This is a genomic window from Halochromatium salexigens, from assembly GCF_016653295.1.
Classification (GTDB): Bacteria; Pseudomonadota; Gammaproteobacteria; order Chromatiales; family Chromatiaceae; genus Lamprobacter; species Lamprobacter salexigens.
Window position 1 is genome coordinate 1 of record NZ_NHSF01000086.1, and the last position, 9,842, is coordinate 9,842.

General features: G+C 63.8%; 13 protein-coding genes. 3 read left to right on the forward strand and 10 right to left on the reverse strand.

Features of this window, described 5'->3' with window-relative positions; genetic code table 11:
* Nucleotides 1–258: 258 nt before the first annotated feature.
* The 8 genes from CCR82_RS17575 to CCR82_RS17610 all read right to left on the reverse strand — a co-directional run bounded on the left by CCR82_RS17575 (nt 259) and on the right by CCR82_RS17610 (nt 4,633).
* Nucleotides 259–1,176 (reverse strand): PcfJ domain-containing protein, encoded by a 918-nt coding sequence (locus tag CCR82_RS17575; RefSeq protein ID WP_201247116.1) that lies wholly within the window; start codon nt 1,174–1,176, stop codon nt 259–261.
* Nucleotides 1,177–1,311: 135 nt separating this feature from the next.
* On the reverse strand, nt 1,312–1,488 hold the full coding sequence (locus tag CCR82_RS17580; protein WP_201247117.1) for a hypothetical protein: 177 nt from the start codon (nt 1,486–1,488) through the stop codon (nt 1,312–1,314).
* Nucleotides 1,489–1,731: 243 nt separating this feature from the next.
* Nucleotides 1,732–2,163, reverse strand: a complete 432-nt coding sequence (locus CCR82_RS17585; protein ID WP_201247118.1) for a site-specific integrase — start codon at nt 2,161–2,163, stop codon at nt 1,732–1,734.
* Between the two features lie 6 nt (nt 2,164–2,169).
* The gene (locus CCR82_RS17590; protein WP_201247119.1) at nt 2,170–2,577 is read right to left on the reverse strand and encodes a site-specific integrase; all 408 of its coding nucleotides are present in this window, start codon (nt 2,575–2,577) and stop codon (nt 2,170–2,172) included.
* Between the two features lie 293 nt (nt 2,578–2,870).
* Nucleotides 2,871–3,752, reverse strand: coding sequence for a DUF8612 domain-containing protein (locus CCR82_RS18815; RefSeq protein ID WP_201247120.1), 882 nt, complete (start codon nt 3,750–3,752; stop codon nt 2,871–2,873).
* Nucleotides 3,753–3,755: 3 nt separating this feature from the next.
* Nucleotides 3,756–3,983 carry an AAA family ATPase gene (locus CCR82_RS17600; protein WP_338073206.1) on the reverse strand — a complete coding sequence of 76 codons (228 nt, stop codon included), beginning with the start codon at nt 3,981–3,983 and terminating at the stop codon, nt 3,756–3,758.
* A 93-nt stretch (nt 3,984–4,076) separates the two neighbouring features.
* Complete coding sequence (locus tag CCR82_RS17605) at nt 4,077–4,403, reverse strand: type II toxin-antitoxin system PemK/MazF family toxin (protein WP_201247122.1); 327 nt, start codon at nt 4,401–4,403, stop codon at nt 4,077–4,079.
* Nucleotides 4,397–4,633 carry an AbrB/MazE/SpoVT family DNA-binding domain-containing protein gene (locus CCR82_RS17610; RefSeq protein ID WP_201247123.1) on the reverse strand — a complete coding sequence of 79 codons (237 nt, stop codon included), beginning with the start codon at nt 4,631–4,633 and terminating at the stop codon, nt 4,397–4,399. Before CCR82_RS17610 ends, CCR82_RS17605 begins: the two co-directional genes overlap by 7 nt.
* 458 nt (nt 4,634–5,091) lie before the next feature.
* Between CCR82_RS17610 and CCR82_RS17615 the strand changes: the two genes are divergently transcribed.
* Nucleotides 5,092–5,946: a DNA-binding protein gene (locus tag CCR82_RS17615; protein WP_201247124.1), complete on the forward strand. Its 855-nt coding sequence runs from the start codon at nt 5,092–5,094 to the stop codon at nt 5,944–5,946.
* Between the two features lie 215 nt (nt 5,947–6,161).
* Here CCR82_RS17615 and CCR82_RS17620 read toward each other — a convergent pair whose 3' ends face one another.
* Complete coding sequence (locus CCR82_RS17620) at nt 6,162–6,626, reverse strand: hypothetical protein (RefSeq protein WP_201247125.1); 465 nt, start codon at nt 6,624–6,626, stop codon at nt 6,162–6,164.
* 52 nt (nt 6,627–6,678) lie between these two features.
* Between CCR82_RS17620 and CCR82_RS17625 the strand changes: the two genes are divergently transcribed.
* On the forward strand, nt 6,679–7,839 hold the full coding sequence (locus CCR82_RS17625; RefSeq protein WP_201247126.1) for an ATP-binding protein: 1,161 nt from the start codon (nt 6,679–6,681) through the stop codon (nt 7,837–7,839).
* Between the two features lie 59 nt (nt 7,840–7,898).
* On the opposite strand, the gene CCR82_RS17630 is transcribed toward CCR82_RS17625, so the two are convergent.
* Nucleotides 7,899–9,080 carry an MFS transporter gene (locus CCR82_RS17630; protein WP_201247127.1) on the reverse strand — a complete coding sequence of 394 codons (1,182 nt, stop codon included), beginning with the start codon at nt 9,078–9,080 and terminating at the stop codon, nt 7,899–7,901.
* 254 nt (nt 9,081–9,334) lie between these two features.
* On the opposite strand from CCR82_RS17630, the gene CCR82_RS17635 reads away from it, so the two are divergent.
* Nucleotides 9,335–9,673 carry a DUF7317 family protein gene (locus tag CCR82_RS17635; RefSeq protein ID WP_201247128.1) on the forward strand — a complete coding sequence of 113 codons (339 nt, stop codon included), beginning with the start codon at nt 9,335–9,337 and terminating at the stop codon, nt 9,671–9,673.
* Nucleotides 9,674–9,842 lie beyond the last annotated feature (169 nt).

Consider the following 9,842-nt stretch of genomic DNA (forward strand, 5'->3'; position numbering starts at 1 on the left):
AGCGTCTAAAATAACGAATCTATTTAAAGCAACTGATCGTGTTGAGGGTGGACCCTTGCCAGTCACAATGGCGTACTGAGAGTATGACATTAAAGCCTGCCGAATAGACTTTCACCGGGAATTGCTGAGCCCGATGTGTCTCGCGTCCCCGAGTCTGTGTTGCCGCTGCTGTGGCGGCGAACGAAACGGATATCGACAGCGCGGACGATTCCGCGCATCGACCACAAGATCCTTCGAGCGACGTCCTGCGCCTCCGCATCAAGACCGCCCCGCCTTCAATTGCTCATGCAGCCACTGCTCCACCGCCGCCTGCGCTTGCGGGCATGGCGCTTGGTTGGCAAAGCCCTTCAGCTGATCCAAGAACACACCACCACCGTCGCGCAAGCGTAGCCCCAAGGTCAGCCGTTCCGGCTCCAACACCTTGTAGACCGCATACTGACCGTCGTAGACCCGATCGGTGTAGGAGGCCACGCAATGGCGCATCAACTGGGTCTCCAGCTGCAGCGCATCCGGCGTCGTGATCGCCTGAATGGACGCGGTATCAGTGAATGGGGCTGGCGGAAACGCGAGCAGGTGGCCGCTGGCATCGAAGCGTCGGCGGTGGTTGCCGTCCTGCTCGATCTGCTCGACGAGCAAGCGCTCATGCAACCGCCGCACCTGCGACGGCCGATCGCAGCGGCGTAGCTCCCGCAGCGCCGCCTCGCCACCCATGCGCAGGCTGTCGTTGATCCATTCGCGCAGCGTTCGGTTCGAGGCCTCGCACAGCAACCGCTGCAACGGGCGACCGGCCACCCAGGGGTAGTCGTCGAGGATCTTCACCAGTCGAAGGTTCAACTCAGGCTCATGCACCAGGGCGTTGCAGGTCGCCTCCTGACGCAGCACCCGCAACAGCCGGTCGACCTCATAGGCATCGAACTCGCCGATCCGAAGCTTGGCGATCAGCCTGAGCACGCGGCGATAGGGCGGCAGCCCCAAGGCGCTGAGGATCTCGGTCTGCTTGCGGCCGGCGATCTCGATCAGCGGCTGCTCGGACCAGCCCAGTGTCTCGGCCCAGTGATGCAGCAGGAAGCAGAGCGTGACGTTGGACAGGATCAGATCCCGCACCGCCTCCGAGCGCTGCGCGAGCACCGCTAATGCATAGCGCCGAGTCGGCAGTATCTCCAATGCCTCGGCCAAGTCCTCGGGCAGGGGCGCAAACCAGTGCTGAAAAGCGCTGTGTTCATGGTCGCGTTGAAACGGCAGCCAAAGGTCGCGGATGCAGGCGGTTTAAAACAGCCCCTCGGCATAACGCAGGGTGGCGAAGCCCGAGGCCTAGTCGCGGACTGCGTGCAGGCAGTCGATGCCGAGCAGCGCTGAGTAGTCGACGAGCAGGATGTTCGTGCCGGCATCCCAGGCATAGTGAAGTCTCTTGCCGCGCCCAGCAGCGTCGCTGTGCTCGTGCCGGTGTTCGGCAAGCCAAGCCTGCAACGCAGCTCTCAGCGCAAGCACGGGTGTTGCTGGTTCTCGCATGCGTGTCAAAGGACGATCGGCGTCACTGCTCGCCCGAGCGTTGCCGGGCAGTGTCGGGGCCGCGCGGCTCAGGGAGCCTCCCCGAACTCGTCAGCGGGCAGCGCCCGCCACCCAGCTACCCGCGCATACAAGGCATCGCGATCAGCATGGGCATAGGTGCCCAGATCCTTTAGCGAGCGATGCCTTGAGAGCGCCTGCGCCTCTTTCAGCCCCAGACCCTCATCAATGCGATGCGTGATGCCGGTATGGCGAAGCCAATGCGGCGAGGCGGCGCGTAAAATGGGCGGCGCCATCGGGATCATCGGCCTCGATCGCCTCAGTGGTCGCCGTGAACACCTGCTTGATCAACCGCCACAGCTTCGAGCGATTGACCGCCGCCCAGCCGTCGCGCTTGGGATAGAGGCTCAACACCATCGGCGTCGGCTCGCCCGGCTCTGGCAGTGGACTCAGGCCCAGATGGCTGCGGTACCGACTCAAGGCCTCGATCAGCGCCGGCGGGATCGGTACCTCATCCGGCGCATCGGCCTCGGTGCGATGCTTGCCGCGCACCTGCCACCACCAATGCACCCCGGAGGGCCGGCGCAGCGGCACCAGATCGCCCATGCGCGCGTTGCAGAACTCCGAGGCCCGAGCGAGGAGGGCATAGAGCGCCATCACCACCTAGCGCGTGCGCTCATACCGCGCGCGCTGGGTAGCCGTGGTCTGCGGCATCGCCTGGACCTGCTCCAGCACCGCCTGCCACAAGTGCTCATCCAGATAGCGCGCCTGCACCGCCGCCAAGCGCGGCGCGCGTAAGCGCACCGCCGCAGCCTCGAACGGGTTGTAGCGCAGATAGCCCTGTTTGAGCAGCCAGGCATAGCAGCGCTCGACCGTGGTCAGCGCCTCATGGCGCGAGCGCGCGCTGAGCTTGCGGGTCCAAGGCCGCCAGCGCGGATCAGCGCGCGGATGTCGCTCGCCGTACCACTGCGGCCAACGCTCCGGGTACTGCAGCAGATCATCGAACAGGCTGATGTCCTCGCCGGTGGCCTCCGACAGTGCCTTGCCGCGCTCGAGGCCCAGCCAGAGCAAGAAGCGCTCGAGTTCATGACGGTAGGCCTCGAGCGTTAGCGGGTTGTCCTTCTGCCGCGCAAGCCAGCGGCTAACCGCCTGCAGATCGGTGCGACAGTCGGCCAGATGCTCGCGCTCAGGCGCGATCAGCCAGCCGTCGCCACCGGCCGGAATCGGGGGCAGGGCGCCGGGATGCGGCGAGGTCTCCGATGAGTCGCTGATACACCAGGGAAGTCAGGCCTTGGCGTTGGCGAGGACCGCGGGCGTCGACGTGGGGATAGCGGACTGCGGCATGTTGGTGAGCGTCTCGAGCGTTAGTGGCCGGCGCCAAGGTCGGCCAGCCAGGGTGCAACGGGCTCGACCGCGACGGCTCCGCGTTGCTCGCGATGGCGCAGATGGCGGACCAGCAGGGTGGCGCGGGCCTTCGGAAAGCGCGCTGCGGTGGCCGCCAGATAACGCGGAACGGCGGCGTCCGACCATTTGCACTCGACCAGTTCGGTCGGTTGATCGGCATCGCAGACGACAAAATCGATCTCCCTGCCTTCCTTGTCACGAATGTAATGGAGCGTCGCCTCTTGACCCTCGGCATCGCGCCGCCGTTGCACCTCGGCCTGCAACATGGTCGCGCAGGCATTCTCAAAGCGGATGCCGTCATCGCCCTTGACCAGCCCGGTGTCGTAGAAATACACCTTCGGCTCTTTCAGTAAGGCACGTGCGATGTTGCGGTAAAAAGGACGCACGATCAGGACGATATGCAGCGTCTCGAGGATGCCCAGGTAGCGACTCAGCGTCGTGGGGGAGAGCTGAAGATCGCGAGCCATGGAGGCCAACGAGACCGGCGAGCCGACGCGCTCGCGCAGCATCTGCACGAACAGTCGCATCGCCTGCACCTCAGCGATGCGGGAGAACTCCAGGATGTCATCGCGGATCAGTCCGTCCAGATACAACTGCCGCCAGCGCCGTGCATCGGCATCGGCCAAGAGCGGTTCGGGGAACCCGCCGCCCCGGATCAGCAGCCTATTCAGCGCCTCTTCAGGCGCCGTGTCCGTCGTCGCGACGAGTTCATGCACGGTCACCGGAAGCAGGTGCCAGGAAAAGTAGCGCCCGGCCAGCGACTCCCCGGCTTGGCGGAAGGCGTCGAGCCGCGCGCTGCCCGTGACCAGGATCGCTTGTCTTGGCGCTCGCCCGTCGTACACGCCTTATAACCAGGGGCGCCAGTCCTTCATCTTGTGAAGTTCATCGAACACCAGCAGGGACGCTGTGGGAACCCAGCTTTGTGCCAGCATCACCCGACGGTCGGCGAGGACGTCCCAGTTAAACAGCTGAGCATCGGGAAACTGGCCCGCCATCATCTGGGCCAGCGTGGTCTTGCCGGCCTGCCGGGGACCGGTGAGGAAAACCATCTTGCGGGCAAGATCGCGCTGCACCAACGGTTTGATCAGTCGCTCGATGACGACTATTGTTTTGTTGGCTGGAAAAAAGTCAAGACTCTATGCATTTCTACTGGAAGATCGTCGGCATCAACTGAGCATTTCGAGTAACACGTCATGCCAAAGCGCCGGATCGATTGCACCCAGCTTGTCCAGCAGACGACGCCGATCGACACAGCGGATTTGATCGAGCAGGATGCGCGCCTGCTGACCGCCAAACATCAACTCGGGACGACAACCGAGTGGCTGTCCTCGACTGGTGAGCGGTGCGATGATCACGCGTGGCAACGCGGCGTTCAGATCATCTGGCGAAACGACCAGCCCAGGTCGGGTCTTGTTGATCTCGCTGCCGATGGTCGGATCGAGATTGATCCAGTAAACCTCGCCGCGGCGAATGATTCGGCGCTGGCCTACCATCTCCACTCGCTGGCATCGTCATCCGGTGGCAGATCCTCCCAGGCGTCGGCGTCCTGAATCGGGTTTGCGCCGTTGAACCAGCCTTCCCGCGGTGTTTTCACTGGCTCGATGATGATTCGGTTCCCTTCCAAGCGCAAATCAACGGCGTCGTCGAGTCCGGCTTGAGCCAGCAGGGCTGCCGGGATGATCACGCCTCTCGAGTTGCCGATCTTGCGTAACGTGGTCTGCACCGCCGACCCCCTAATATGGTAACTTTGTTATTACACTCGATTTTGCTATCCGTGGCAACCGGCCTGAGCCACCGGCCGGAATCGGAGGCGGGGATGTACCAGGCGCGGCCTGCTCCCTGAGCAGCGCCCGCTCCCCCAAACCCGCTAGCACTGCTGGCGGGTTTTTTGTTTCTACGCAACGCTGCGCCCGTGGAACCAGTGCGTCACCGCCAGAAAATGTTCCACGGCGAACCCAATGCCGCCGCGGTGACTTCTTAAGCGATTGTCTCGCTGGTGCTTTCTCCCTAGCAACCCCGGTTTCCATCGGGAATGTTACACGCCTCACCGGGGTCTGCTCACGGCGAAACCGGCGGTTGGGCCAAAGATTGCAACAGAGGGGGGCTTCTGTTGCAATCTTTTGTGATTTCATTCTGTTTTATACTGTACAATCGTCACGTTACCTTATGGAAACAGACTGAATGCCCCGTCCCGGCTCGATTTCAGCCGAGGATGTCCGCGCCGCCATCTACGAGTGTCTGAGTCAGTGCGAAGCGCCCTCGGTCGATCGCTTGCGTACCCACCTGGGGCGCGGTTCCAACACCACCATCCTGCGCCTGCGCGAGTCGGTGATCGAGGAGATCCGCGATCAGCTGCAGGGGCATGCGCTCCCGGCGGGGATGCCGGAGAGCCTGCAGGCGCCGATGGCCAGCCTGTGGCAAACGGCCCAGGAGGTCGCCTTTGCCCGCCTGGCGGAGGAGCGAGCCGAGGCCCAGCGCCAGATCAGCGAGGCGCAGACGGCCCAAGCCGCCGCTGAGCAACAGGCCCGTCAGGCCGCACAGGCGCACGATCAGATCACCGCCGTCGCAGAGGAGCGCCGCGTCTTGAACGAGACCCTGCGCGGGGAGCGGGATCAGGCCCGCGCAGAGGTCCGCGAGGCCCAACGCGCTCAGGAGACCCTACGCCAGACCCTGCAGTCCGCCCATGGCGCCGAGCGCAACGGCCTGCGCCAACAGCTTGAACAGAGCCGGGTGCAGGCGGAGGACCTGCGCGTCGAACTGGCCCGTGAGCGGGACTACCAGGCCGGCCAGGAGCAGCAGTGTCTGCGGGTGATCGAGGAGGTGCGCAGCGAGCGCGATGCGCTGAAGCAGCGGCTCGAGGCACAGGCGCGCGAGTCTGAACAGCGTCTTCAGGCGCTGAGCAAGGCGTTGGCCGAGCAGCAGCGTAAGGCGATGCGCATGGAGGCCGAGCTCGAGGTCGCTCGGGCTGAGCAGGTGCAGGCCACTCAAGAGTCCCATAGGTTGTCTCCAGTGTTCATGTTGTCGCGTCACCACTGACGCTCGCTCAGGTATGTGACTCCATGTTACTCCCACGCGTCTCCTCGCTCCGCATCATGCCGTTATCATCCCCAGCGCAGAGCGCCATGCCCCGATCTGGCGTGATCCCTGAGTAGGCGGCGTGGCAGGTCGCAGCCGCCCATCGCACTGGCTGCCGATCACCTAACAGCCATGGCGATGCGATACCCCCGGCAGCTGAATGCCGCGAGATTGGGTTAACGCGAACCCGAACCCGCATTGCGCAGCATCCAGCAGCCGATCAAGGCACCGGCTGGAATGGTCAGCCAGCCAAAGAGCGCAAGGCTAAACAGGCTGAAGACGACCGCTCCGATGACTCCCTGCAGCGGGTTCATCGGCGGCTCATCCTGAGAGGCCCCGCCGGTGAGCCAGGTGTCATCGATCCAAGCACCCAGGATGAAGAGCCACCAGCAGAGCAGGTGTGAGAGCAGCCCTGCGAGCGCGACCGTGAACAGACCCGTTCGGCAGCGTCTTGCCTGCCGACGTTCGACCAGCCAGCGCCAAAGCCCGAAGCCAGTGACAAAAGCGGCCGTGCTCGAGTAAACAGGAAAGGACTCCCAGCCGTCGCCGATCGCTGACCAGGCGACGTAGCTGCCCACGACAAGCCCCACCAGAGCAAAGCGTGCGGCAAACTGCAGACTGCTGGAGATGGATTTGATCATCGGCTGTCATCGGCATTGGGCTATCATAGAACCATGCAAATCAGAATTCGCCATGATCAAAATGCATGGATACATCCCGCGCCTCGCTGAGCAGGCACTGCAACGCGGACTCTCGCGAGCACCCGCGCTGGCCCTGCTCGGGCCGCGTCAATGCGGCAAGTCGACCCTGGCCCGCCACTGGCTGGGCGATGCGCCCGCCGTCTACCTCGATCTGCAGGATCGTGCCGATCGCGCCAAGCTCAACGAGCCTGAGCTGTTCTTCGATCACCACCGCGACGCCTTGATCTGTCTCGACGAGATCCAGTTGTTGCCCGAATTCTTCTCTGCTCTGCGCTCCGAAATCGATCGTGATCGCCGAGCCGGGCGCTTCTTGATCCTGGGCTCCGCCTCCCGCGATCTGATTCGTCAGTCCAACGAGACCCTGGCTGGGCGCATCACCCAAGTCGAGCTCACACCCTTCCTGCTACCAGAGGTGGCGGCTGTGGCCGACTGGAAGCAGCTCTGGGTCCGCGGTGGCTTTCCAAACAGCCTGCTGGCCGCTGATGAGCTGGACAGTCTCGACTGGCGTGAGGATTTCATCCGCACCTTCCTGGAGCGCGACATCCCGTCGCTTGGCTTCAACGTCCCAGCCCCGGTGATGGAACGCCTTTGGCGTCTGCTCGCCCATTACAACGGCCAGGCCATCAACTACAGCAAGTTGGCCGGGGCGATGGACCTGAGTGTCCCGACCCTCAAGCGCTACCTGGCGCTGCTTGAGCAGACCTACATGATCCGGCTGCTACCGCCGTTTGAGACCAACCTGAAGAAACGACTGGTACGCTCGCCCAAGCTCTATCTGCGCGATACCGGAGTCTTGCATGCGCTGCTGGAAATCGAAGACTTCGATCAACTGTTGGCCAACCCGCAAGTCGGCGAGTCCTGGGAGGCCTTCGTCATCGAGCAAGTGGTCACTGCGCTGCCGCGCTGGCGTCCCTCCTTTGTGCGCACCGGCAACGGTGCGGAGATCGACCTGCTGCTGGAGCGCGGCGGCCAACGCTGGGTGTTTGAGATCAAGCTCTCCAAGGCACCCAAGCCCTCGCGTGGCTTCTATCAGCTCATCGAGGATCTCAAGCCCGACAGCGCGACGGTCATCGCGCCCATCGACGAGCCCTTCGAGTCCAGTGCCGGCGTGTGGGCCATGGACCCGGGCTCGGCGATCGCAAGCTGGCGATGACGCTGAGCGCATGGCGACCCGAGAGCGTTCTGGATCAACGACAGCACGACAACCAACGCTCACCGCCGCAACCCTTGCCAGGCCAACACCGAGGCCAGCATGACCATCCCGGCGAGCAGTACGGCGACCCGCGCCATGCTCCAGCCCCCATCCAGCAACAGACCCACGGACACCGGTGCCACCGCCGTGGAGAAGATCATCGCCGACTGCGCCAAGGCGCGGATCGCACCCAGATGGGTGCTGCCATAGAGCTCAACCCAGATCACGCCCATCAGACTGTTGGCCAGTCCCATGCCGAGTCCGGCCAAGCCCAGATAGAGCGGCGCCAACCAGTCCCCATCGGTGAGCGCAAGTGCCGACAATGCCAACAAAAAAGGTGTCAGATGCCAGGGCAGCAGCCGACGTGCACCAAAGCGATCAATCAAGGGGCCGCTGAAGGACAGAGACACCAGATGCGCCGCCGCAAAGGCGGGAAAGCTCGCCGCCAGCCAGGCCAGGGTCCAGCCCTTGGACTCGGCCAGCGGCACCTGATGGAAGAACACCGCCGTGGCGATGAACGGCGCGCCCATCAGCGCCGGCAGGATCAGATAGAAGCGTCGATCGCGCAGTACCTGTGCCCGGGTCCAGGGCGCGGGCTCATCGGATGAGTCGACCTCGAGGCTGGGGCGCCCCGGGAAGTGACGCCCAAGCAGCGCAAGCAAGACCGCGGCCAGCAGGATCAGCAGCCCCGCGATCAGCCACCAGGTGGTGCGCCAGCCAAGCGCGGCGGCCAAGGCAACCACCAGGATTGGCGCGATGGCCTCCGCGACCGGAAAGCCGGCCGCCACCAGACTGACCGCCTTGCCGCGATGCTGACGAAAGGCCCGCGCGACCGCCGTCTGCGCGGTATGGGCCATCAACCCCTGACCGAAGAAGCGCAGCAGGAAGAAGCCCAGCACCAGACCGGGCACGCCGACGCTGAGCGCGAGTGCGACACTGCCGAGTGCCGCCCCCAGCACCACGCCGGCGACCATCAGCGGCAGTGCCACCCTGTCCACTAGATGTCCGGCCGCGATCAGCAGCAGGGCACTGAGCAGGGTGGCTGCGGAATAGGCCAGTCCAAGTCCCCCGTGCGAGAGCCCAAAGGTCGCACGCCATTCGCCCCCAAACAGCGACAACACGAAGGTTTGGCCGACGGCGGAAAAGGCGACCAGCAGGAAGCCAACGCTGAGGAAGCGCCAGTGACGCAGTAGGGGATGCAAGAAAAGCCTCCAAGGGACGCAGGATAGCCAGACACGCGGGCTTCACCCCGAACGGCGGCTGCAGCGTTCACGACGAATACAGGCGCGCGGTGTTCACCGCAGCGATCTGCACCGGCTGTCATTGTAGGCATCGCAGACGCCGCTGAGCATCCAGTCTGTTCAGCGAATGCCGAAGCGCAGGGCGGCCGATGACAGAGACGAGTCCAATGCATCTCTGCTACGCTTTGTGGGCACAAATTAACGAGAACCCCTTGATGGATAACCTTGATGTCTTCTCTGTGCGCGATCTGCGCACCCGATCAGGTGATCTCCTGCGGGATGCCGAACGGGGGCAGCTGGCGCTGATCACCAAGCATGGTCGTCCTGCCATCCTCGCCGTCCCATTCGACCGTCGCTTGCTCGAGCAGGGGGTTCACCGCGCCTTGGCGCTGACGCTCTTCGAGCAGCGGCAGCTGACGCTCGCCCAAGCCGCCAAAGTCGCGGGCCTCTCGCTGGAGGCGTTTATCGATCTGCTCGAGCCACTCGGCTTGCAGGGCAATCGCATCAACATATTAGCGGATACTGTTAGACAAGGCATTCCACTTCCCCGATGATCCCGGCCTTTGTTTTGATGGTGGGAGGATGTCATCCATGGATGACCTGAGTGTCGAACGATCGATTGCAAGTCATTTTGCTGCCTTGGAAGATCCGCGTTGTGAGATCCAGCGCCGGCATCTTCTCAGCGAGATGATGGTCATCGCCATCGCGGCGGCCCTGAGCGGT